The organism is Bacillus sp. ZY-1-1 (assembly GCF_003047165.1).
In the GTDB taxonomy this organism is placed as follows: Bacteria; Bacillota; Bacilli; order Bacillales; family Bacillaceae; genus Bacillus; species Bacillus velezensis.
This window is the reverse complement of record NZ_CP027061.1, coordinates 3312501-3335901: the sequence shown is the minus strand read 5'-3', so window position 1 is coordinate 3335901 and position 23401 is coordinate 3312501. Positions and strand designations below refer to the sequence as shown.

Genomic DNA, 23401 nt, shown 5'->3' with positions numbered 1-23401 from the left:
GGTTACCGTATAGTCAAGGAGGCATTATGAGCGAAGACGTCAGAAAATACTTCACAACGGGTGAATTTGCAAAACTGTGCCACGTAAAAAAACAAACCCTGTTCCATTATGACGAGATCGGCCTGCTTTCTCCGGAAATCAAAAAAGCGAACGGATACAGATACTATTCCTATCATCAATTCGAACTGTTCCAGGTTATCGGTCTGTTTAAGGAGGTCGGCGTGCCCTTGAAGCAGATCAAACCGCTCTTAACAGACAAAACCCCTGAGGGTATCATCACGCTTTTAAAAGAGAAATCATCAGAAATCGAAAGCAAAATCAAAAAGCTGGAGCACCTGCAAAGAATGATTCAGACAAAGGTGAAGCTGACCGAACAAGCTTTGGAGACAGACTTCTCCTCCGTCTCATTGCAGCGATTAGATGAAGAGACACTTATGATAGGACGACCCGTACTCCATTTGCCAGAACAGCAATACACTGCCGCCATTTCCGAATTGATCCGCTATATGCGGGTACATGAACTCGATCAGGGGCATCCGGTCGGCGGACTGTTTGCGCGGGAGCAGATTCTGAAAAAAGAATTCTACAACTACACCCATTTTTATATGAAGACAGAAGAAGGCATAGAGAATAATGACCTCCATATCAAGCCGAAAGGGCTTTATGCCGTCGGGTACCAAATAGGGGATGAAGCGGAAGCGGCTTACCGCAGCATCATGCAGTTTATTGAAGAGTATGGGCTGGAAATGGGCGATTATGCATATGAAGAATATTTGCTTGATGAGGTTGTGGCGGACGGGTTTGACAATCAGATCACAAGAATCCAGCTGCAAGTCCGCAATCGATAAAGCCGATGCCGCCGTTCGTTTACGTCTTCTGACAAACCTTGTATAATGAGAAAAATCAGATTGCAATTGAGGTGAAAAACGATATGTTTCTAGCGCCCTTATTTGAACATGATGTACCGGCAGCACTTCTCCGCCCTTAATGGAGGAAAGTGACTGCGCTTCTCTCCGTTAGGGCATATGACGTGACCTAATATGATAACGGAGGGTGCATCAAATTGAAAAATACATTGTTCGGTTCGATTTATTTGGCATTGGCCGCCAGTATCTGGGGCGGTATGTATGTCGTCGTTAAAGTAGTGGTAGCGGTCATTCCGCCGCTTGAACTGGTATGGCTGAGATATGCGGTGGCGCTTTTTTCGCTTTTGATTCTCAGTTTATTTACACGCCAATCCTGGAAAGTTCATAAACGTGATTTATTACTGATCGCTGCGATCGGATTGATCGGCAACACGATTTCGATCGTCACGCAGGAAATCGGCACGAAATTATCAACCGCGCAGATGGGTGCGATTATTACGGCATCCACTCCCGCATTTATGGTTGTATTTGCCCGGCTGATTTTGAAAGAACGGTTAACGCTGAAAAAAGGAATATCGACAGGGCTGGCGACGATCGGAGTATTGCTCATTGTGGGGAACGGAGATCTCAATATGTCGAGCCAGTTCGGCGGTCTCTCGCTTCTGGCTGCGGCGCTGACATGGGCTTTGATGTCCGTGCTGATGAAACGGGTTCCCGGCCATTACTCACCGCTTGTCGTCACAACGTATTCCATTTGCGTCGCATTTGTCATCCTGACCCCGTTTACAGCGGGCCCGCTTCGGGAGATTCCTTTGTCTCAGCTTGCCCGGCCTGAGATATGGGGCGGCCTTTTATATCTGGGTGTGATCTCAACCGCCTGCGCGTTCATGCTTTGGAATCGCGGATTGCAATTGCTGAATGCGGCAAGCGGCGGTCTGTTTTTCTTCTTTCAGCCGCTTTCCGGGACATTGCTCGGCTGGCTGCTGCTGGGAGAGACGATCGGAGGAACCTTCTGGATCGGGGCGGCCCTTATTGTTTCAGGCGTCGTTCTCGTCATGAAAGAAAAATAGAAAATGAAAAAAAGCCATTCAGCAAATGAATGGCTTTTTCTGATTTCCCGGCAGGATTCGCTCCGCCATAAACAGAAAACAAGGAGCAGAAACGGGGTACTCTCAAGGTGCAATTCGGGTTTCGTTTAATTAACATAACGGGCGGTGGAAAAAATGGAGCCAAAATGGCTTGAATGGGCAAAACAGCTTCAATCCGCGGCGCAAGCGGGGCTGGCTTATTCCAAAGACATATATGATATTGAGAGATTTGAAGAAATAAGAAAAATAAGTGTGGATATCATGACGCAATATACCGGGATCGACAAAAGGATCATCAAAGACGTATTCGCCGGTGACACGGGCTATCCCACTCCGAAAGTTGATATCAGAGCGGCAGTTTTTAAAGATCAGAGCATATTAATGGTAAGAGAGAAAAGCGACGGCAGATGGGCGCTGCCGGGCGGATGGGCTGATATCGGGATTTCACCGGGGGAGACCGCTGTCAAAGAAGTAAAAGAGGAGTCGGGAATCGACGTAAAGCCCGTTAAACTGTTAGCTGTAATGGATAAGAAATGCCATTCCCATCCGCCGTCCGCCGCCCACGTTTACAAAGTGTTTATCAGATGCGAGATCATCGGCGGCCGGCTCAGGGAGGGAACGGAAACAAGCGCGGCCGGCTTTTTTGCGGAAACGGAACTGCCGCCGCTATCTGAAGCCCGCAATACGGAAAGTCAGATTGAAAAGATGTTTGCATATCTCAAACATCCGGACGAACCCGTTTATTTTGATTAAGGCAGCAAGCAGAAAGAAAAGGGGGCCCAAGTATAATGGAGGATTCAATTAAACAGCAGGCGCAGCGGCAATTTGCTAAAAACGCCGCGAAATATGTGACTAGTCCCGGACACGCCGCAGGAGAGGATTTGGCATATCTCATTTCAGCTTCCGGTGCCGAAAAGCATATGGACGTGCTGGATATCGCGACGGGAGGCGGACATACGGCTAACGCTCTCGCTCCTCTCGTACGCTCTGTTATCGCATATGACCTCACAGAAGAAATGTTAGCAGCCGCTGAAGCATTTATAACCGGAAACGGATGGACGAACGTGTCATTCGAAAAAGGCGATGCTGAAAAGATGCCGTTTTCCGCTGCTGCTTTCGATATCGTCACATGCAGAATCGCGGCGCATCATTTTCCCGATGTCAGAGCCTTTGTTCATGAAGCGTTTCGGGTTGTCAAACCGGGCGGCAGACTGCTTCTCATTGACAATACCGCACCTGAAAAGGATGAATATGACCATTTTTATAATGACATTGAAAAGAAACGGGATCAGAGCCACTTTCGGGCGTGGAAAAAAACAGAATGGCTTCGTTTTCTGGAGACAGCCGGCTTCCGGATTGAATCCGCTGTCTGCTTTTTGAAACCATTTCAATTTACCGTCTGGTGTGAACGGGCAAGCCTGACTGAAGAGAAAGCCGCATTACTGGAAAAACAGATGCTGGATGCTCCTTGTGATATACAGCGGTTTTTTTCTGTAGAAAAGGATCAATCAGGCCGTATTGCGGGCTTCACAGGTGAATCGGCCTGTTTCTGCGCGCTCCGTCCCGTCTGAGACGAAAAAACCGCTGTGCAGTTTTCCTGCCCGCGGTTTTTTCGTATTATCTGTTCTTGATTTGAGAAATAATAGCGGAAGTGACATCTTCCGTTGAATGTTTTCCGCCGACATCAGGAGTCAGAATGCCGCTGTTTGTGACCGTTTCAATAGATTGTAAGAGGAGATAGCCCAGTTCCTCTTCTCCGAATGAATCGAGCATTAATTTCGCCGTCCATATTTGGCCGATAGGATTGGCTATTCCTTTTCCGACAATATCCGGGGCGGAGCCGTGAACAGGCTCAAACATGGAAGGATATTTGCCGTTTACATTGATGTTGGCTGCGGGAGCGATTCCGACGCTTCCCATAATCGCCGCGCCGATATCTGTCAGCACATCTCCGAACAGATTCGAAGCGACAATGACATCAAAGCGTTCGGGCTGCGTGACAAAGAAGGCCGCCAGTGCATCGATGTGCTGGGAATCCGTCTCGATCCCGGCGTACTCCCGGATGACCTCTTTAAAGATGTCATCCCAGAACGGCATCGAGTGAACAATACCGTTTGATTTCGTCGCGCTTGTGACGTGTTTCCGCCGACTTGCCGCCAGTTCGAAAGCATACCGCATCACTCTTTCTGTACCCCGGCGGGAAAAGACCGCGTTTTGTATGGCGATTTCGTCCTCACCCTGATAAATTCTGCCGCCGACAGAGCTGTACTCGCCCTCACTGTTTTCGCGGACGACTATCAGATCAAAATCTTTCGGGTTTACGAGGGGGGAAGTGATTCCCGGCAGGAGCTTCGCCGGCCGTACATTAATCACCTGTTCAAATTCCCGGCGTATCTTGATGAGCAGCCCCCACAGCGAAACATGATCGGGGACGAGTTTTTGATTCCCCACCGCTCCCAAAAACAAAGCATCAAAGTGCTGTAACGTTTCTAATCCATCATCCGGCATCATAGTCCCGTGCTCCAAGTAATACTCGCAGCTCCACGGGAATGAAGTGAAATCAAAGGCAATGCCTCCATGTAATTCGGCGATCGCGTTCAACACCCGCTCCGCTTGCGGAACGACTTCTTTCCCCACACCGTCCCCCGGTATGCTGGCAATCTTGTATGTTTTCATGTTTCCGTCACCTCTGAATGAATTGTTTTCGGTTTACGGCAGACCGTCGACCGTCGTTCGCTATACTTCCATATTACGGCACCTCCGTTATGCTGACAAGCTCTGGAATGTTGCTTCCATAGATAAACTGTTATATGATCTTGGTAACAATAAGGCCTAAATTGTATGAAGAGGTAGGAAAGATGGATAATTTTAAATTAGATAAGCCAATCCCGTATTATCTGCAGTTTTATTCCCAATTGAAAAAAATGATATTTGACGGGATTTTTAAACCGGGTGAACGGCTGAATGAGACTCAGCTGGCGAAGGATTTCGGAGTCAGCCGGTCGCCGGTCAGAGAAGCCATGCGGCTCCTTGAAAAGGACGGGCTTCTGACGGCAGACGATCGAAACGGCTTTGTCATTTATTCTTTGTCCGTTAAGGATGTTGAAGAGATTTATCAAATCAGAATGTCACTTGAATCATTGGCGGTCGAACTGGTTATTGATGAAGCGGCTGAGAGTGAAATTGACCTCATTGAAAAACAGCTGCGGGAGACGGAAGAAGCCATCAATAAAGGCGTCAAAGAGACTGAGATTATTTCCTTAAACGAGTCGTTTCATCGGCTCCTTGTGGATTTCAGCCGCAACAGCCGGCTGGCCATGCTGCTTGAGCATGTCAATGTGCTGATTCATTTTTGCAGAGTTCTTAATTTTAAAGGAGATGACCGTGCGGAGGTTATCCTGCATGAGCACCGGAAAGTCTTTGAAGAAATAAAAAAGGGCGATAAAACAAAAGCCGTGCAATACATGACGGAGCATCTCAAGCATGATGAAGAACATCTGAAAGGCGTGCTCAAAGCGGGAGAAACAGACGCATCATCACGATAGACAAGGTGAAAAGCCTTGTCTTTTTTTGCCGATGTCATCGAACCGTCATAAAGACCTGACGAATGTTCCTTGCATGATTTTTTCCGCGTCATTTATGATGGATATGGAAGAGACGCAAAAAAGGCAAAGGAGTTTGAAAAATGGCGAAACATATTCTGATGATCAATTTTCCCGCAGAAGGACACGTAAACCCGACTTTGGGTATGACAAAGGCCTTCAGCGAACGGGGCGATCACGTTCATTATATCTCAACGGAAAAATACAAAAGCAGACTGGAAGGAGTAGGAGCGAAAGTTCATCTTCACAGCGATCTGCTCAGAATGACACCCATTGATCCCGGCAGTCCGTCCGGCATACTTGCATTTTTAAAGGTTCATATCAAAACGTCACTGGAGATTTTACATATTGTGCAGCGGCTGGCAGAGGACATTCAATTCGACGCCGTCTATTATGATAAATTCGGTGCGGGAGAGCTGGTGCGGGATTATCTCAACATTCCCGGCATCTCTTCTTCAGCATCCTTCCTGTTCAATGAAGACCGTCTGAAAATACTGCCGCTCCATCCGGAATCGGGCGTGCCGTTTCAGCCGGACAGGGAATGTGAAGAGCTGTTGGCCGAGATGAAAGACAAATACGGTGTCGCCCCTGACAGCATGGTTCAATTTATGAACAACACAGGTGAATTGAACGTCGTCTATACAAGCAGATATTTTCAGCCCGAAAGTGAGACATTCGGAGATGAGTATTTATTTATCGGTCCGAGTTTTCCGAAGAGAAAAGGGCGCGTCGACTTCCCGATTGACTCATTAAAGAATGAAAAAGTCATTTATATCTCAATGGGAACGGTGCTCGGGGACACGGAAGCGTTTTTCAATCTGTGCATAGACGCGTTCTCAGATTTTGAAGGAAAAGTAGTCATTGCCGCCGGGGAAAAAGCCGATCTGTCGAAAATCAAACAGGCGCCGGAAAACTTTATCATCGCCCCGTACGTGCCGCAGCTTGAAGTGCTGGAGCAGGCCGACGTGTTTGTCACGCATGGCGGAATGAACAGTGTAAATGAAGGCATTCATTATCAAGTGCCGCTGGTCGTTATTCCGCATGATAAAGACCAGCCGATGGTTGCGCGCCGCCTGACTGAATTGGATGCAGGCTGTACAGTGCAAAAAGATGAAGTGAGCGCTGAAAAGGTAAAGCTTGCCGCGGAAGAAGTGCTGCATAACGGAAAATACAAACAAGGCATTCAAGCCATTAATGAAAGCTTTAAAGAATGTATGGACATGAAGGATGTTTTGGCCCGGATCGACCGGTTTATTGAACAAAAACATGCTCAATAATACATGGAAAAAGCCTGTTTCCTCTGCCAAAGGGAAACAGGCTTTTTATAATGGCTTTTAGATGATGTGATGTTCTTCATTTGCAAGTTTCACAAGAGTCAGAAGAGATCCTGCCTCATGTGCGTTGAGTGTTTTTGCCAGACGGTCTTTTTCAAAGATCTGCTGGCCGAAGACATTCACTGACGCCTGGTCAACCGCCGTGTGCCAGTTCTTTTGTGAATGATTCTCGGAAAAAGAGAAAACAAACACGGCAAAGACCGCTATAAGCATCGCCATGACCCAAAATTTTTGCCGATTTCCTGCTGCTGACATAGGCCGCCTCCTAACGTTCATTTTAATGGTATTAGATCATATATGAGCTGTTTTTCATAGAGTAAAGAAGTCATTATTTCAGGTAGTCCAAATGAAACGGAGCACAGCCGGAAGCCCGCCGGTCAGGCCGATGAGCCAATTCATATTTTGTTCATATTTTATTAAAAGTTTATCCAAGCCTGTCCTTTACAGTGGATATAACCACAAAACGCTGCTGAAAGGGGCCTTGAAAAATGCATATTCATATGATCAACAAAAACCAGTTTGAGAGTGACTTGGAGGCGGCCGGCTTCATCCGTCAGGCAGATGATATTATCGGCAAAATGAAAGAATACGTAACGGAATACGCCGCTTCATCCGAACGGTTTCTGATTGAAATTCAAACCGTCATGAACGAATACAAAGCCGTCGTCTGTGCGATGTTTTCGACTATGGAAATTGCCGGCGCAAAAAAAGACGAGAAGCATGTTGAGTTCGAAGCCTGCACAGTGTTGTGCGAATAAAAGACCTTCATTAAACCTCCGCGGCTGCCTGAACGGCAGTTTACTGACTGGTGTTCCGGGAAGGGAAAATATTGAAACTTCTAAAGCGGCTGTTCGTATAAAAGAGTAAATCAGCTTGTATATGGAGGTTCGTGAAATGAACGATAAGAAAAAACAAGCTTTTGAACAGCTTTTCAGCACTTTAGACGAAAGACATGAAATAAACGGAGCTGTATTGGCAGCGGAAAACGGCCGCATCTTATATCAGGGTTCATTCGGCGCTGCGGAACTGAAAACAAAGAGGATGCTGAATGACCAATCAGTCTTTGAATTGGCCTCAGTATCGAAGCCGTTTACAGCTTTAGGCGTTATCATTTTAGAGCAGCGAGGGAAGCTGCGTTATGACGATATGATAGAGCGGTGGCTTCCTGATTTTCCTTATCCGGGCATTACCATTCGGCATTTACTCCATCATACGTCAGGATTGCCGGACTATATGGAGTTATTTTTAACACATTGGGACCGGGACAGAATTGCCGTTAATCAAGATGTGATCGATATGCTTAAGCAGCATAAACCGGATGCTTATTTCCCGCCGGGCAAGGAGTGGCTATACAGTAATACGGGGTATGCGGTGTTAGCGGTTATTATAGAAATTGTATCAGGCATGAGTTTTGCTGAATTTATGAAACAAGCCGTATTTCATCCGCTTCGTATGCACGATACGCGGATTTATAACAGAAGGCTGAGTAAAGAAAACATTCCGAACTATGCATATGGCTATGTGTATGATGTTCATTCCGGAGAATATGTGCTGCCGGATGAACTTGAGGAAACCGATTATGTCGTCTTTCTTGACGGGATTCAAGGTGACGGAACCGTTAACTCCACTATTAGAGATTTATATCTGTTTGATCAGGCTCTTTATACGGAAGAAATCATCGGCAAAGAGTCTAAAGATCAAGCGTTTACACCGGGCTATTGGAATGAAGAAGAGCAATTCGGATACGGATTTGGCTGGATGATTCAAAACAGCGCCCAAAAAGGGAAGGTTATCAGTCACGACGGAGGCTGGCCGGGCTATTCAACTCTGATGATCCGGTATATTGACCAGAACAAAACACTGATTTATCTCAGCAATATGGAACAATCGTATCAATTTGAACAAGCTGTGATTGCCGCGGCCGTAAACATCTTATTTGATCAGCCGTACGTGATTCCGAAACGTCCGGCGGATCAGAAAAAAGCAGATATCGATCCTGCGATTTACAGCAGATTTACCGGCAATTACTCATTTCAGGATGACACACATGCATCGGTGACGGTAAAAGAAAACCGATTGTATCTTGCAATAGACGGGCAGACACCATTCGAATTATTCCCAATGACGGAAACCCGTTATTTTGTCAGGGCGCTGCCGCTTGAAATTGAATTTACAGGTGATAAAGCACAAACTGCCCCGCATTTCGTTTTATATCAGGACGGCACAGAAGAAACGGCTTTGCGGATAGACTGACTGACATGCAAAACAAAACCGCCGTCCTGAGAAGACGGCGGTAATAGAAAAGTCAAACCCCTTTAATGACGCGAAATTTTCTTTTCGGCTCTGACATAAATATAGAAGAAAAAATCATAGCTCCGACCATTGTGATGTATTCCATATAAAGCGAAACTTCTGCCAAAACCAACCCCGCAATCATTAAAACAGCGCCCAATACCACCGCAAAAACCTTCGTTTTCATGATGAGTTCCCCCTATTATCTGATAATTAAATTATACTGCATCTCTATTAATGTGTACATTTTGTGAACAATTTCACCTGATAAAAGGCAATAAAGAGAGAGTTGAAGAATTAGGAGAAATGACAGGCCATCTTTTTGTTTTACCGAAGAAACGAAAGGGAAAATGAAAAATCAAAAAGGCAAAGGAGTTCTTGAAATGAAAGCGAGACTATTTTTATTCAGCATGTTTCTCCTGATCCCCGTTCTGGCGCTTGCCGGATGCAACGGTCAATCTTCAGGAGGAAGCGAAAAAGCGAAAGACAAAGAAACGCACTCTCACGAAGACATGAATCACTCAGGTTCATCCGAGGTGCCGAAAGGTTTAAAGAAGGCCGAAAATCCGACTTATAAAGTCGGCAGTGACGTCATGATTTTAGCTTCTCATATGAAAGGCATGAAAAATGCGCAAGGAACCGTAAAAGGTGCTTATGATACAACGGTTTACAGTGTATCTTACACTCCGGAAACGGGAGGAAAGCGCGTCGAAGATCACAAATGGGTCATTCAGGAAGAGCTGAAGGGCGCCGGTGATAAAACGTTAAAACCGGGTGACAAGGCCGTGATCGAGGCATCCCATATGAAAGGCATGAAGGGTGCCGAAGCCGTTATTGATTCAGCCAAAAAGACAACCGTTTATATGGTCGACTATACACCGACTGACGGCGGCCAAAAAGTAACCAATCATAAATGGGTGACAGAAGACGAGCTTGCTGCCGCAAAATAAAAAGACCGCCAAAGCCGAAGGAACTCCTTTGGCTTTTTTGCGGTCTCACATTTATGCGGATTTTCTTTTCAAGGCAGGTCTCGTTAAAGAGAATACAGCTAACGCGACAGCGATAATGACAATCAAACCGCCGCACCAGGCTGTTGCTGTGACAGAACCGGTTTGTCCGATCACGCCGCCGCCGATGGCTGACCCGAGCGCGATGCCGATCTGCAAAGCGGACGTGTTGAAGCTTTGCTGAATATCGGAAGACTCAGGCGCAATTTTGATTAAATAGCTTTGCTGCGCCGGCGCAAGGCTCCAGCTGAGCAATCCCCAGATCACCATCGCAGGCAGGAAAATGATTAAAGAAACCGTTGTCAGCGGAAGAATAAACAGGATCAGAGCGAAAGAAACGGTCACAAGCATGATGCTTTTAAATGCTCCTAAACGGTCATACAGCCAGCCTCCGAACGGGCCGCCGCATACCGCTGACAGACCGAACAAAAAGTAGCATACACTGACCCAAACGGAACTCAAATGAAGCGTTCTTTCCAAAAAAGGCGCAAAGTAGGCATAGAGTGTGTAATGCCCCGCCAATGTAAACAAGGTGACAAGGTGTGCGCTGGCAATTTTGGCGGTCCCGATCGTCTTGATCTGCTCACGAAACGGAATCATTTTTTCAGCAGGTATTTTTTCGAAAAAGACGCTGATAATCAGCATGGAAATGAGAGATAATACGCCGATTCCCAAGAACAGAACACGCCATCCGAAGGCATTGCTGATGATAATGCCGACAGGCACGCCTAAAGCGATTGCGGAGCTGAACCCCATGAAAATGATGCCGATCGCCCGCGCTCTGTATTCAGGCGCCACGATTTTAGGAGCAATCGTTAAAGAAAGGACGACAATCAGCCCTGTGCTCATGGAAGCGAGCACCCGTGACACCATAAGAACGGCGAAATTGGGACTGAAATAAGCGACCAGATTACTTAGGAAGAAAATAAACAGTGCGATTAAATAAAGCCGCTTTCGTTCAGCCTTTGCCGTCACTGCCAAAAGCAGCGGGCCGGATACCGCGTAACCGAGCGCAAACACGCTGATCAGCTGCCCCGCGCTGACAATGGATATATCTAAGTCGGAAGCGATTTGCGGAAGAATACCGCCCACAATTAATTCAACCAATCCGACTGCGATGGTAGATGCTGCAAGCAGAAATACTTTGAAATTCATGTACAGATACTCCTTTTTTTATTTTTTAGAAAATAAAAAATCCTGATTACAAAAAGTGTACGGGACAATTTTTGTAATCAGGATTTTACGGTTCCTGGTAGACACCCTCAAACCATATCATTGAGGTTATACAATATATTGCAATATTCGGTTGTGTCCGTTTCTGCAAAAAATTCTACCATAATAGTGAGGGAGATTCCATAGAAAATTCGAGGAAATCCTTTCAATTTCAATATCGGCGGCTGTAACGTCATTGATGAAGCAGGGAAAAAAATTTATGATAACCGTAAGGAGTCTATACAGATCAAACATTACACAGCCGGAGGAAACCGATGAATAAGTACGAAAAAATCGCCAACGAAATGAGAAAGAGGATTAAAAGCAGTGTATATGACATAGATCAGCCGATCCCGGATGAAAAGACGCTCGCTGCGGAGTTCGGGTGCAGCCGGATGACGATGAAGCGGGCGCTTGATACACTTGCGGCTGAAGGGATGCTTTTCAGAAAAAGAGGGCACGGCACATTTATCATTCAATCAGCCATGCAGGATGAGCACGTTCACGTAGTCAGCAACGAAATTCTCGGCTTGAGCAATTTGTTAAAAGGCAAAAATATCAAGAGCAAGGTCATCCGGTTTGAAGTGCAGTTTCCGTCTCAAGATGTCGCCGCACATTTGGCTATCGATGAAAAGACTCCCGTCTATTATGTAGTGAGGCTCAGAATCGTTGAAGGCGAACCGTACGTTCTTGAAAAAACGTACATGCCGGCGAGCCTTATACCCGGCATTAATGACGAGGTGCTCAACCATTCCATCTACGATCATATTACGCGGGGATTGCAGCTCAAAATCGCGGGCACACACAGAAAAATCAGAGCGTGCAAGTCGGATGATATGGATCAGCAATATCTCGGCTGCCGGCCGGATGACCCGATACTTGAAGTCGAGCATGTAGGCTTTTTGGACAACGGCACTCCCTTTGAATATTCATTTTCCCGCCACCGTCATGACAAGTTTGTCGTGACCTCAGTCAATATAAAACGTTCATAAAAGCGCCGAAGAGTGAGAGAAAAACTCACTCTTTTTTTGTTGCCGCTGATTTACATCGTCGCTTCTTTTATGTTATATTACCCAATGATAGAATCATCCTACAAATTTCAGAGGTGTTTTGATGGAGATATCCAAAACAAGCAGACTGTCGCTCGTAGAACAAGTGGTGGCGCAAATTGAATCGTTAATTCAATCGGATAAATGGCCGGTCGGGACGCGCATTCCCCCTGAGCTGGATTTAATGAAGCAATTTGATGTGAGCCGAAACACGTTGCGTGAGGCCATTCGGGCGCTCGTACATGCCGGCCTGCTTCAGACAAGGCAGGGGAGCGGTACGTATGTCAGCTCATCCAGTGTTCTCGGCGCGGCATTTTACCGCCATATTAAAAAATCAAATTTGCTTGAAACATTAGAAGTCAGATACGCACTCGAAAGAGAAGCTGCACGATTGGCGGCGGAAAGGCGTAATGACGAAGACCTGAAAGCACTGAAGGCATGCCTGGATGAATGTGAAGCGGCTTTGCAAAATGAAGATCGAAAACGGTATGCCGAAGCCGACATTAAGCTGCACAAAACAATTGTACAGGCGGCCCATAACAATATGCTTTCTGATCTATACGAGCATATGACGGAGGCGCTTTGTGCGTCAGTCCATAACCTGTTGGAAATCACCCCTGCTATCCGGATCCACACCCAGCTTGCCGCCGCGATTATCGGACAGAAACCGGATCAGGCCATGGAGGCCGTCAACCAATACATCACAGTATTTAAAGATACAATACACATGGAGGATGAACATGAAAATTAAAGACGAACATCAAGTTCTGCAAGCAAGTCAGCGTAAAAAACTGATATTGCTGGTCATCGGAGTCATATTGATAGGGGCCAACCTCAGAGCGCCTCTGACATCGGTCGGACCGCTCGTTTCCTCAATTCGGGACAGCCTCGGCATGACCAATGCGGCTGCCGGCACCATTACGACAGTGCCGCTTTTGGCCTTTGCATGTCTGTCGCCGTTTGTTCCTTTATTGTCCCGGCGCTTCGGGACCGAGATTGTCTTACTGTCATCATTAATTGTCCTGACAGCCGGAACTCTGCTGCGCTCCATCGCCGGAATCGGCACTCTCTTTTTCGGAACGATCCTGTTGGGATTGTCGATCGCCGTATGCAACGTCCTGCTGCCGAGTCTCATTAAACATAAGTTTCCCGGAAATTTAGGCATCATGACCGGCGTCTACTCGGTTTCTATGAATCTGTGCGGCGCGATTGCATCCGGCATCAGCGTGCCGATCGCCTCTTCAGCGGGGGTAGGCTGGAAAGGCGCGCTCGGCTGCTGGGCTATCCTTTCTTTTATTGCGTTCGTCATGTGGATTCCGCAAATGCGAGGACGCGAACTGCCCGTCCGCACGACTGGGACAAACGGAGAGAAAAAAAACAGTCTGATGCGGTCTCCGCTGGCTTGGAAGGTAACGATGTTCATGGGGCTGCAATCCCTTATTTTTTACACCGTCATCGCTTGGCTGCCGGAAATTCTTCAGCAGAATGGACTCAGCTCAAGTAAGGCGGGATGGATGCTTTCATTAATGCAATTCTCAGTCCTGCCGATTACTTTTATCGTGCCGATCGCTGCCGCTAAAATGAAAAATCAGCGCGCACTCGCCGGACTGACGGCTTTATTTTTCCTTATCGGCATTGCCGGCGTTCTTTTCGGAAGCCCGGCTCTCACTCCGCTATGGGTCATTTTGATCGGAATTGCGGGAGGCTGTGCGTTCAGTCTGGCGATGATGTTCTTCAGCCTGCGGACCCGGCATGTTCATGAAGCCGCGGCGCTTTCCGGCATGGCCCAGTCATTCGGATACCTGCTTGCCGCGTTCGGGCCGCTTGTATTCGGTTTGCTGCATGACATCACGCACGGCTGGACGGTTCCGTTATTCATGCTGATCGCAGTCTCTGTTCTGATTTTCATTTTCGGAGTCGGAGCGGGAAAAGCGGAACAGATCAAAACAGCATAAAAAAACAAAGGACCCGTTTAGGGTCCTTTGTTTTTTATTTAAAAAGCTGTCTCAGGCCGTTACGCTGTCAGTTTTAAGCCGATGACACCGATGAGGATAAGCCCCAGAGACACCAATTGTGACAGATTGAATTTTTCTTTAAACCAAAGTATGCCTACGGCTGAAACGCCGATGCTTCCCATGCCGGTCCAAGCCGCATACGCGACACCTGTGGGAAGAACCTGCATCGCTCCGGAAAGGCAAAAGAATGAAAGCATAAAGCCTGTTACCATGACAATCAGCGGCCACTTTTTTTTAAAACCGTCAATATGTTTCATGGCAACGGCCGCTACAACTTCCTCCGCTCCGGCAATAAATAACAGCAGCCATGCCATTAATGTTCACCCCTTGTTTCAGTTTCTTTCGTAAATACCTTCATTCCTAAAATGCCGGACAACAGCAAAGCCAAAAAGAATATTTGTCCGATTGAAAACGATTCGCCTAAAATGACGCCCGTTACATATGTGCCGACGGTGCCTATTCCGACAAAAACGGTATATGCGGCAGCCATCGGAATTTTTTTATAAGAGCGGATCAGCATCAGAAAGCTGACGGCAATCAAAAGGAAAATACCAATCCAATCAAAGAGCGAATCCGCATGCTTCAGGGCGGACGCCCAAACTACTTCTAACAATCCGGCTATCAATACAAGCAGCCAATACATGATACAGTCACCTCAGTTATGAATGAATGTCAGTCATTTTTACGGCGGTCAAAAATGATCGGTCTCCGCCAATCATTTCTGCAAGCTTCTTTTGAGAAAGCTGAATATTTCTTTTTTATATACTTCGAGATCGACATCCTGTTCACAGCCGATATAAAACCGTTCAGCCGCGTTCTCGACAACGTTGATAATCGTTCTGGCCGTCCATCTGACATGAATGCCGCTGATGACCTCACCCTGTTCAATGGCCGTATTAATCATGCCTTCCAGCCAGGAATAATAAGGCTGATAAATGGCTTCCCATTTCTCCATTGAATGATCGATGGCAAGACCGGAATAACAGAGAACGATAATATCTTTATGAAGCCGGGTGATGTGAAATGTCTCATCTACCAAAATGTCCAGCAACGTCCAAAAATCTTCAGAACCGTCCGTTTTCCCTTTTATTCTGTCCAGCGAAGTGTCGAGCAGGTTTTCTGCAATCGCGGATATCAGTGCGTTTTTAGAAGAAAAATATAAGTAAAACGTACCTTGGGCCGTTCCGGCTTTTTTGACGATTTCTGAAATGGATGCTTTGTCTAATCCTTTTTCAGAAATGACTTCAATCGCGGCTTGCAGGATCTTTTCGTATTTTCCCGAGCTTTGTTTTGCCAATAGAGGGGTTCCTCCTTTTATGAATGACTGTCATTCATTTTATCGCATGTTCGCTTTTTTGTCATCCCTTAACATAAAAATACCGGAAAGAAGACCATACTTCTTTCCGGCATTCGTCATTTATCACTGTCGATCATAGCCTTCGGCAGACCTGTATATTTTGCCCAGTAATAAATACCGAGCGAACCGATGGCGATCAGAATCAGGTCAAGCGGATTGCTGATAATGCCCAATCCGTGGCCGAACGAGCCGAGATAGGAGAAAATCAGCATCATGACATAAAAGCCGACGATCCACCATGCTGATTTCAGCTGCTGGCGTATGCTGACATCATCTTTGGGAGCATATTTACTGAAACAGAGATAGATCAGAAACATGACAATTTGAGAACCGAGAAGCCAGGATACGGTGCGCCATCCGGACCAATATACAATATAAGAGGTAAAAATAAACGACAGCGGCCCGATGATGCTCATCCCTTTTAAATAAAACGGTCTGTTAATGTTCTTCGCGTTGACTCTCAGCGCCGCAGAAGAAATCGGCGCAATCGCATAAGACAGAATCAATGCGACGGAGCATACGTTAACAAGAGCGTTCCAAGAAGGGAACGGAAGCGTCCAAAAAACAGCCAGGCCGAACGAAAGCCAAAGGGAGGCGCGCGGTGTCCCGGTTTCTTTATTGACTTTAGAAAAAATGCTGAATAATGTTCCGTTTCTGGCCCAGGCATAGACGAGACGTGAAGTCGTATTCATAAAGATATTTCCGTTACCGCCCGGTGATAAAATCGCATCTAAAATAACCAATGTCGCCAGCCACCCCAAACCGAGCAAGACGGCGATATCTTTGAACGGAAGGGAGAATTCAGTCCCGATAGCCGGCCATCCGTGCTTCAGCGTATCCCCCGGGATCGCCCCGATAAAAGTGAGCTGCAGCACGGTATAAATAATAGTAGAAACGATAATACAAACAATCAATGCAATCGGAATGTTCCGCTTCGGATTCTGCACTTCACTCGCGACAGCCACAATCGGATGCAGCCCAAGGTATGCAAACATGACGCCGCCTGTGGAAATCGCGGCCTGAATTCCGGTGAAACCAAAAGGCGCGAATCCGTGAACGGTCATATTGCCCGGGTGAAAATGAAAAATCAGTACAACAATTACCGTAATCGGTACGACATATTTAAAAATCGAAATAATGAAGTTTGCTTTCGCAAAGGTTTTGACACTCCAGTAATTGAGGAGGAAGAACAGGCAGAGCAGCGCAAATTGCAATATCCATCCGGCAATTGTCGGAGAATCTGAGCCTTTTACGGTTAAACCGGGAAACCAATACGCCACGTATTGGCGGACCGCCGTGACTTCTATAGAAATAAGACTCGTGTATGCCACAATGGTGACAAAGGAAATTAAATATCCGACCAGGTGTCCGTGTGAATATACGGGATACCGGATAATTCCCCCGGTCCGCGGCAGCGCGGCGCCCAGTTCCGCATAAACCAAGCCGATCAATAAGATGATTCCCCCGCCGATCAGCCAGGAAAAAACGCCTGACGGGCCCGCTTTAGAGGCGACGTTACTGACGGCAAACAGCCATGCCGAACCGAATATGGCTCCCATGCCGATTAAAATAAGATCAAAAAGTGACATAGTTTTCTGGAAGTTTCCTTGCTTAGACATTCGCTGCCTCCTTAAAAAAGACATTGTTCTCTTTACATAATTCCCATTATCATTCAAACATACCCAGCCGGCCGGCTGGAAAATTAGGACAACTTTTGAAACGAAGTATGTACAGAAATGTGCTGTCATCAAAATCACGGCCGTATGGGAAGATCTCCCGGCTTATATTCCCCGTTTTGAACACATTCAAACCTCATATTCAGAAAAACAAAAAACGCCCGAAACAGGCGTTTTTTGTTACAAGTTCATATCTTTCAGTCCGGGGCTGTGCTCATTCGGAAGCTCGGGAAGTTCCGGGACGGGGAAACCTTTAGGAGGCTCTGACACACTTAATTCGCCGCCGTTTCGGCTCGGCGTCGTTCCCTGCAGAATTTCTCCGATCCGTGTCGGATCCAGTCTGAAATTAAATTGGGTATTATGATAACCCATTTCAACGAATTTCCGGCATTCCGGGTATTTTTCAATATCATAATTCGGCACGGGAAATAATTTGCCCCATTCGACACCCAGTGTTTCCAGCGCTTTTGTAAATGCATTTTGATGGGCGTTGTCACGGACGATCAGAAAACCGAGTGTTTCTCTGAACGTCTGGTTTGAGCTCATTTCATAAATGCGCGTCTTTTGCAGCACGCCGGTTGATTCCAGCACGACATTGTCCAATAGATCGGAAATCAGATTCCCGTGGTTGTATACCCAAGACCCGTTCCATGGATTGCCGCTTGCATCGGCAGGAATAGAACTTTGCGCCCCGATAATATAATGGTGCGGATTGGCGTGTTTAACCGCTTCGTCAAGCGGCGCCTGATCTGCTGCCTGATTTCCGGCGCCCTCAGCGCCGCTTTCATCCAGCAGCGCATTAATCGTATGCTGGACGAGCTCAACGTGTGCAATTTCTTCTAAAAATACGCCGCGAAGCAGGTCGCGGAACTGTTTTTCTTTTCCTCTGAAATTAGAGCTTTGGAAAAAGTATTGCATCATCGTCCGCATTTCCCCGTAATGCCCGCCTAAAATTTCCTGAAGCACCTTGGCCGCGGCCGGGTCCGGCTTGTCCGGTTTAATGATATTGATCAGCTCTTCTTTGTAATAATACATAAACAGCGCCCCCTGAAAGAAGTTTTCGGTTCTTCTGTTAGTGTCTTTGCAAAGTCAGTTTTTATGTATCGGCATCAAAAAAAGGACGGAAAGCGTGTCCGTCCTTTTGTGTTAAGCCTCAACCGCCCCGCGAAGTTTCGTGTTGACAAGCCCGTTCCATCCTTGATCCATCGTACTGTGAATCTCGGAGCTTTTCCGATTGACTTTATTGATGACGGCTTCCGGCTCTTTCCATCCGCCGTGAATGAGAGTGAATTCCGTATCTCCGCTTTCCGTTTCCTTTAAGACAAAAGAAACGATCCAGCCTTCCGTATCCCATGAAAAAGAAAGGCGGTACGGCGCTTCAATATCCAGCAGCTTGCACGGAGACGGACCGAACGGAGATTCCAGCTGAAACTCACTGTCTTCTTGAGGTGTGAAATCATTCGGCATAAACCAGAGAGACAAGCCGTCCGCCGTAGAGACCGTATCCCAGACAACTTGTATCGGCGCCTTGAAAACGGCGGTATGAATAATGTCCGGTAATGGCTGATTGCTGTTGTTGTTTTTGTTATCTTTGTTTTGTTTATCAGACATGATGCGTAACCACTCTTTCGCTGTTTTTACTTTTGATCATACTACACAGGGCAGGACATTTGAAAACAAATCAAACTTATTTTATGCTTTTCCAAAGCCATTCAATTCATTTTAAGGAGACGTAGTGATGACAGATCAATTTAAAGCGTTAGTAGTCGATCAGCGTGAAGACCGGTTTTCAGTCAGCGTACGGGAGCTGGCGGTTCAGGACCTTCCCGAGGGTGAAGTGCTGATTAAGGTTTGCTACTCAGGGGTGAATTATAAAGATAGCTTGGCTGCCATTCCTGACGGCAAGATCGTAACCTCGTATCCTTTCGTGCCGGGAATTGATTTAGCGGGAATCGTCGTTTCTTCAGATGACGCCCGTTTTAAAGAAGGGGACAAAGTCATTGCGACAAGCTACGGCATAGGCGTTTCCCATTTTGGCGGCTATAGCGGGATGGCCCGCATTCCGGCAGATTGGATCGTGCCGCTGCCTGAAGGTCTGACACTTAAAGAAGCCATGACGATCGGAACCGCCGGCTTCACTGCCGCATTGTCCGTCCAGCGTCTTGAAGAAAACCATGCCGCTCCTGAAAAAGGGAAGGTGCTGGTGACGGGAGCGACGGGCGGCGTCGGAAGCTTTGCCGTCTCCATTCTTTCAACCTTAGGTTATGAGGTCGAGGCCAGTACGGGAAAAGAAGAAGAAAGCGGGTATTTGAAGAGCCTCGGAGCAAAGACGGTCATTCACCGTGACGAAGTGTATAACGGCACGTTAAAACAAATGCAAAAACAAAAATGGGCAGCGGCCGTCGATCCGGTCGGAGGTGAGCCGCTTGCTTCAGTTCTCAGTCAGATTCAGTACGGCGGATCAGTTGCTGTGAGCGGACTGACAGCGGGAACGAAACTCCCGGCTACAGTCTTTCCGTTTATATTGCGCGGCGTCAGTCTCTTGGGAATTGATTCCGTATTCTGTCCGATGGAGACAAGAAAGAAAACATGGCAGCGTTTAGCTGATGACTTCAAGCCTGCAGATCTGGAGGCCTTTATTCAAAAGGAAATTACACTTGAAGAGCTGCCGGATACGCTTCCTGCCCTTTTAAAAGGAGAAGCGAGAGGGAGAACGATTGTTACAATAAACGAAGAATAAAACAAAAACCCCCAATCAGCAGTTGGGGGTTTTCAATATGTAATCAATTATTGATTATAATAGGGGCAATTCATTGAGTATGTTATGGGGATAAATTGATATAAAACGAAAATTGATTATATATAGGTAATATAAAGGTGAGTTATAAAATTTTCTGAAATATTCATTGACTGAAAGCGCTTTTAAAATTATGATATTAACATAAGTACCAATAATATCATTATAACTTCACTACAAAGTAACTATAAAATAACAATATGACGAGAGGGGGAGAGTGAATAATCACTATAAATGATAACGCTTTCGGAACATTTTCTTCTTATATAACTGTTTTGGACGGTCAGACCTTGTATGCAGACGTTAGAGGTGTAAATATTGATAACTGAATATTCCGATATTATTTCTGTGTAAAAACTAGGAGGATTTGAAGATGAATAAAAATAGCAGCCAGCATTCATTTTTGAGAACCATTATTTTAGTATCGACATTCGGGGGGCTTCTTTTCGGCTACGATACCGGTGTGATTAATGGGGCGCTGCCGTTTATGGCGGAAGCTGACCAGCTTAATCTTACCGCTTTGACTGAAGGGATGGTGGCGAGCTCCCTGCTCTTGGGGGCTGCGATCGGCGCGGTTTTCGGAGGGAGATTGTCGGACTATAACGGCAGACGTAAAAATATCCTTATTCTTGCCGTTTTGTTCTTTGCAGCGACGCTTGGATGTACACTGGCGCCTAACGTATCGGTTATGATCATCTCCCGTTTTCTGCTGGGGCTTGCCGTCGGGGGAGCATCCGTAACCGTTCCGGCATATTTGGCTGAAATGTCGCCGGCGGAAAGCCGAGGGAGAATGGTTACCCAAAATGAATTGATGATTGTAACGGGCCAGCTGCTTGCCTTCACGTGTAATGCTATCATCGGCAATGTGCTTGGTGATACCTCTCACGCTTGGCGCTATATGCTCGTTATCGCGGCCCTTCCGGCGGTATTCTTGTTTTTCGGTATGCTGAAAGTGCCTGAAAGTCCGCGCTGGCTGGTTTCTAAAGGAAGAAAAGAAGATGCTTTGCACGTTCTCCGGCGAATAAGGAATGAAGAGAAAGCGAAGTCTGAGCTCGCTGAGATTGAATCTGCCTTTCATAAGGAAGCTCAGATGGAGCAGGCGACCTTTAAGGATCTTGCCGTTCCGTGGGTGCGCCGCATTGTGTTTATCGGGATCGGAATTGCGGTAGTGCAGCAGCTCACCGGTGTGAATTCAATTATGTATTATGGAACTCAAATTTTAAAAGATGCCGGTTTCGAGACAAAAGCCGCATTAATCGGCAATATCGCTAACGGTGTGATTTCAGTGCTCGCGACTTTTGTGGGAATATGGCTTCTCGGCAAAGTCGGCCGCCGCCCGATGCTGATGACGGGGCTGATCGGAACGACTGCGGTGCTGCTTTTGATCGGAGTTCTGTCTGTCGTGCTGAAAGGATCGCCTGCTCTTCCTTATGTGGTTCTTTCATTAACAGTCACTTTCCTTGCGTTTCAGCAGGGGGCTGTCTCTCCGGTGACCTGGCTGATGCTGTCGGAGATATTCCCGCTGCGATTGCGGGGGCTTGGTATGGGGGTGACTGTCTTCTGCCTCTGGATCGTGAACTTCATTGTTGGTTTAACTTTTCCGGTCATGCTCGCAAACATCGGATTGTCTGCAACCTTCTTCATTTTTGTCCTGTTAGGGATAGCGTCCGTTATATTTGTGAAAAGGTTCCTTCCGGAAACGAAAGGTCTTTCGCTCGAACAGCTTGAACAAAACTTCCGTACCTATGAAAAAACAGATCGTAATAGCGCAGAAGCCGAGGTGAGCGGGTAATCTGAATAGACGCGGGGTTCCTGGGAATCCTGCTTTTTATTTATTATATAGAAGGGAATAATAAGCGAAAAAAAAGTTTCGTAAAAGTGTTGACCTAATTTAAAGTGCGTGGTATATTATTAAACGTCGCTGATGAACAAAGCGATAACGACAAATGAGAAAATGATCTTTTTAAAAAAAGACTTTACAAATTCTCGAAAGCGTGTATAATAAATGAGGTCGAGAAAAAAGACTTCGAAAAGAAATAAAATAACACTTGACATCATAACTGATTGGTAGTATGATAGTTAAGTCGCCTGATAAGCGCCCGTAGCTCAATTGGATAGAGCGTTTGACTACGGATCAAAAGGTTAGGGGTTCGACTCCTCTCGGGCGCGCCAATTCAAATGCGGGTGTAGTTTAGTGGTAAAACCTCAGCCTTCCAAGCTGATGTCGTGAGTTCGATTCTCATCACCCGCTCCATTATAATGATCTTTGAAAACTAAACAAGACAAAACGTACCTGTTAATTCAAAGTTTTAAATAAATCGCACAGCGATGTGCGTAGTCAGTCAAACTAAGGTCTGCACGATGCAGATCACACAGACGTTACTGCAGGATGCAGTGAACTTAGTCTGTGATCCATTTATCGGAGAGTTTGATCCTGGCTCAGGACGAACGCTGGCGGCGTGCCTAATACATGCAAGTCGAGCGGACAGATGGGAGCTTGCTCCCTGATGTTAGCGGCGGACGGGTGAGTAACACGTGGGTAACCTGCCTGTAAGACTGGGATAACTCCGGGAAACCGGGGCTAATACCGGATGGTTGTTTGAACCGCATGGTTCAGACATAAAAGGTGGCTTCGGCTACCACTTACAGATGGACCCGCGGCGCATTAGCTAGTTGGTGAGGTAACGGCTCACCAAGGCGACGATGCGTAGCCGACCTGAGAGGGTGATCGGCCACACTGGGACTGAGACACGGCCCAGACTCCTACGGGAGGCAGCAGTAGGGAATCTTCCGCAATGGACGAAAGTCTGACGGAGCAACGCCGCGTGAGTGATGAAGGTTTTCGGATCGTAAAGCTCTGTTGTTAGGGAAGAACAAGTGCCGTTCAAATAGGGCGGCACCTTGACGGTACCTAACCAGAAAGCCACGGCTAACTACGTGCCAGCAGCCGCGGTAATACGTAGGTGGCAAGCGTTGTCCGGAATTATTGGGCGTAAAGGGCTCGCAGGCGGTTTCTTAAGTCTGATGTGAAAGCCCCCGGCTCAACCGGGGAGGGTCATTGGAAACTGGGGAACTTGAGTGCAGAAGAGGAGAGTGGAATTCCACG

24 protein-coding genes, 2 tRNA genes, 1 rRNA gene and 1 riboswitch (1 of these 28 running past the window's edge) are annotated in these 23401 nt (G+C 46.8%); of the genes, 17 read left to right on the top strand and 10 right to left on the bottom strand.

What is annotated here, in order from left to right:
* The first annotated feature begins 26 nt into the window (after positions 1 to 26).
* The 4 genes from C5I45_RS16610 (at position 27) to C5I45_RS16595 (ending at position 3525) form a co-directional block, all read left to right on the top strand.
* Entirely contained in the window at positions 27 to 848 is an 822-nt protein-coding gene (locus C5I45_RS16610; protein ID WP_025853709.1) for a MerR family transcriptional regulator, read from the top strand.
* Positions 849 to 1063: 215 nt separating this feature from the next.
* Positions 1064 to 1936 carry a DMT family transporter gene (locus tag C5I45_RS16605; RefSeq protein WP_025853708.1) on the top strand — a complete coding sequence of 291 codons (873 nt, stop codon included), beginning with the start codon at positions 1064 to 1066 and terminating at the stop codon, positions 1934 to 1936.
* A gap of 153 nt (positions 1937 to 2089) precedes the next feature.
* Positions 2090 to 2707 (top strand): NUDIX hydrolase, encoded by a 618-nt coding sequence (locus C5I45_RS16600; RefSeq protein WP_025853707.1) that lies wholly within the window; start codon positions 2090 to 2092, stop codon positions 2705 to 2707.
* Between the two features lie 35 nt (positions 2708 to 2742).
* Entirely contained in the window at positions 2743 to 3525 is a 783-nt protein-coding gene (locus C5I45_RS16595; RefSeq protein ID WP_025853706.1) for a class I SAM-dependent methyltransferase, read from the top strand.
* A gap of 46 nt (positions 3526 to 3571) precedes the next feature.
* On the opposite strand, the gene C5I45_RS16590 is transcribed toward C5I45_RS16595, so the two are convergent.
* Positions 3572 to 4630 (bottom strand): tartrate dehydrogenase, encoded by a 1059-nt coding sequence (locus C5I45_RS16590; RefSeq protein WP_025853705.1) that lies wholly within the window; start codon positions 4628 to 4630, stop codon positions 3572 to 3574.
* A 182-nt stretch (positions 4631 to 4812) separates the two neighbouring features.
* On the opposite strand from C5I45_RS16590, the gene C5I45_RS16585 reads away from it, so the two are divergent.
* Complete coding sequence (locus tag C5I45_RS16585) at positions 4813 to 5499, top strand: GntR family transcriptional regulator (protein ID WP_003156038.1); 687 nt, start codon at positions 4813 to 4815, stop codon at positions 5497 to 5499.
* 140 nt (positions 5500 to 5639) lie between these two features.
* Positions 5640 to 6833, top strand: coding sequence for a macrolide family glycosyltransferase (locus C5I45_RS16580; protein WP_025853703.1), 1194 nt, complete (start codon positions 5640 to 5642; stop codon positions 6831 to 6833).
* Between the two features lie 57 nt (positions 6834 to 6890).
* Here the strand turns inward: C5I45_RS16580 and C5I45_RS16575 are convergent, their stop codons facing one another.
* Positions 6891 to 7145 (bottom strand): hypothetical protein, encoded by a 255-nt coding sequence (locus C5I45_RS16575; protein ID WP_025853702.1) that lies wholly within the window; start codon positions 7143 to 7145, stop codon positions 6891 to 6893.
* A 233-nt stretch (positions 7146 to 7378) separates the two neighbouring features.
* On the opposite strand from C5I45_RS16575, the gene C5I45_RS16570 reads away from it, so the two are divergent.
* Entirely contained in the window at positions 7379 to 7648 is a 270-nt protein-coding gene (locus tag C5I45_RS16570) for a hypothetical protein (RefSeq protein WP_015388621.1), read from the top strand.
* A 136-nt stretch (positions 7649 to 7784) separates the two neighbouring features.
* Complete coding sequence (locus C5I45_RS16565; protein ID WP_025853701.1) at positions 7785 to 9143, top strand: serine hydrolase; 1359 nt, start codon at positions 7785 to 7787, stop codon at positions 9141 to 9143.
* 52 nt (positions 9144 to 9195) lie between these two features.
* Here the strand turns inward: C5I45_RS16565 and C5I45_RS19810 are convergent, their stop codons facing one another.
* A complete protein-coding gene (locus C5I45_RS19810) occupies positions 9196 to 9369 on the bottom strand; it encodes a hypothetical protein (protein ID WP_003156030.1) in 174 nt (57 codons plus the stop codon).
* Between the two features lie 196 nt (positions 9370 to 9565).
* On the opposite strand from C5I45_RS19810, the gene C5I45_RS16560 reads away from it, so the two are divergent.
* Positions 9566 to 10132, top strand: coding sequence for a YdhK family protein (locus C5I45_RS16560; RefSeq protein ID WP_024084955.1), 567 nt, complete (start codon positions 9566 to 9568; stop codon positions 10130 to 10132).
* 51 nt (positions 10133 to 10183) lie between these two features.
* Here the strand turns inward: C5I45_RS16560 and C5I45_RS16555 are convergent, their stop codons facing one another.
* Positions 10184 to 11344, bottom strand: coding sequence for an MFS transporter (locus C5I45_RS16555; protein ID WP_015388619.1), 1161 nt, complete (start codon positions 11342 to 11344; stop codon positions 10184 to 10186).
* Between the two features lie 54 nt (positions 11345 to 11398).
* Positions 11399 to 11498, bottom strand: a riboswitch (purine riboswitch).
* A gap of 178 nt (positions 11499 to 11676) precedes the next feature.
* Between C5I45_RS16555 and C5I45_RS16550 the strand changes: the two genes are divergently transcribed.
* From C5I45_RS16550 to C5I45_RS16540, 3 genes are all read left to right on the top strand, one after another.
* Positions 11677 to 12393 (top strand): GntR family transcriptional regulator, encoded by a 717-nt coding sequence (locus C5I45_RS16550; RefSeq protein ID WP_014304459.1) that lies wholly within the window; start codon positions 11677 to 11679, stop codon positions 12391 to 12393.
* A gap of 121 nt (positions 12394 to 12514) precedes the next feature.
* On the top strand, positions 12515 to 13201 hold the full coding sequence (locus C5I45_RS16545) for a FadR/GntR family transcriptional regulator (RefSeq protein ID WP_003156026.1): 687 nt from the start codon (positions 12515 to 12517) through the stop codon (positions 13199 to 13201).
* Positions 13191 to 14405 carry a CynX/NimT family MFS transporter gene (locus C5I45_RS16540; protein WP_014304460.1) on the top strand — a complete coding sequence of 405 codons (1215 nt, stop codon included), beginning with the start codon at positions 13191 to 13193 and terminating at the stop codon, positions 14403 to 14405. Before C5I45_RS16545 ends, C5I45_RS16540 begins: the two co-directional genes overlap by 11 nt.
* 59 nt (positions 14406 to 14464) lie before the next feature.
* On the opposite strand, the gene C5I45_RS16535 is transcribed toward C5I45_RS16540, so the two are convergent.
* From C5I45_RS16535 to C5I45_RS16510, 6 genes are all read right to left on the bottom strand, one after another.
* Complete coding sequence (locus tag C5I45_RS16535) at positions 14465 to 14779, bottom strand: DMT family transporter (RefSeq protein ID WP_003156024.1); 315 nt, start codon at positions 14777 to 14779, stop codon at positions 14465 to 14467.
* Entirely contained in the window at positions 14779 to 15108 is a 330-nt protein-coding gene (locus C5I45_RS16530) for a DMT family transporter (protein WP_003156023.1), read from the bottom strand. Before C5I45_RS16530 ends, C5I45_RS16535 begins: the two co-directional genes overlap by 1 nt.
* A 72-nt stretch (positions 15109 to 15180) precedes the next feature.
* A complete protein-coding gene (locus tag C5I45_RS16525; protein WP_025853700.1) occupies positions 15181 to 15762 on the bottom strand; it encodes a TetR/AcrR family transcriptional regulator in 582 nt (193 codons plus the stop codon).
* A gap of 116 nt (positions 15763 to 15878) precedes the next feature.
* Positions 15879 to 17441 carry an APC family permease gene (locus tag C5I45_RS16520; RefSeq protein WP_003156021.1) on the bottom strand — a complete coding sequence of 521 codons (1563 nt, stop codon included), beginning with the start codon at positions 17439 to 17441 and terminating at the stop codon, positions 15879 to 15881.
* Positions 17442 to 17678: 237 nt separating this feature from the next.
* Positions 17679 to 18533 carry a manganese catalase family protein gene (locus tag C5I45_RS16515; protein WP_025853699.1) on the bottom strand — a complete coding sequence of 285 codons (855 nt, stop codon included), beginning with the start codon at positions 18531 to 18533 and terminating at the stop codon, positions 17679 to 17681.
* Positions 18534 to 18644: 111 nt separating this feature from the next.
* Positions 18645 to 19109 carry an SRPBCC family protein gene (locus C5I45_RS16510; protein ID WP_003156017.1) on the bottom strand — a complete coding sequence of 155 codons (465 nt, stop codon included), beginning with the start codon at positions 19107 to 19109 and terminating at the stop codon, positions 18645 to 18647.
* 127 nt (positions 19110 to 19236) lie between these two features.
* Here C5I45_RS16510 and C5I45_RS16505 point away from each other — a divergent pair, with 127 nt between their 5' ends.
* The 5 genes from C5I45_RS16505 to C5I45_RS16485 form a co-directional block, all read left to right on the top strand.
* Complete coding sequence (locus tag C5I45_RS16505) at positions 19237 to 20238, top strand: NADPH:quinone oxidoreductase family protein (protein WP_025853698.1); 1002 nt, start codon at positions 19237 to 19239, stop codon at positions 20236 to 20238.
* Positions 20239 to 20668: 430 nt separating this feature from the next.
* On the top strand, positions 20669 to 22087 hold the full coding sequence (locus C5I45_RS16500) for a sugar porter family MFS transporter (protein ID WP_014304464.1): 1419 nt from the start codon (positions 20669 to 20671) through the stop codon (positions 22085 to 22087).
* A gap of 303 nt (positions 22088 to 22390) precedes the next feature.
* Positions 22391 to 22467, top strand: a tRNA-Arg gene (locus C5I45_RS16495).
* A gap of 8 nt (positions 22468 to 22475) precedes the next feature.
* A tRNA-Gly gene (locus tag C5I45_RS16490) sits at positions 22476 to 22549 on the top strand.
* A 162-nt stretch (positions 22550 to 22711) separates the two neighbouring features.
* Positions 22712 to 23401: ribosomal RNA gene (locus C5I45_RS16485) — 16S ribosomal RNA — on the top strand; it runs 860 nt beyond the window's last position.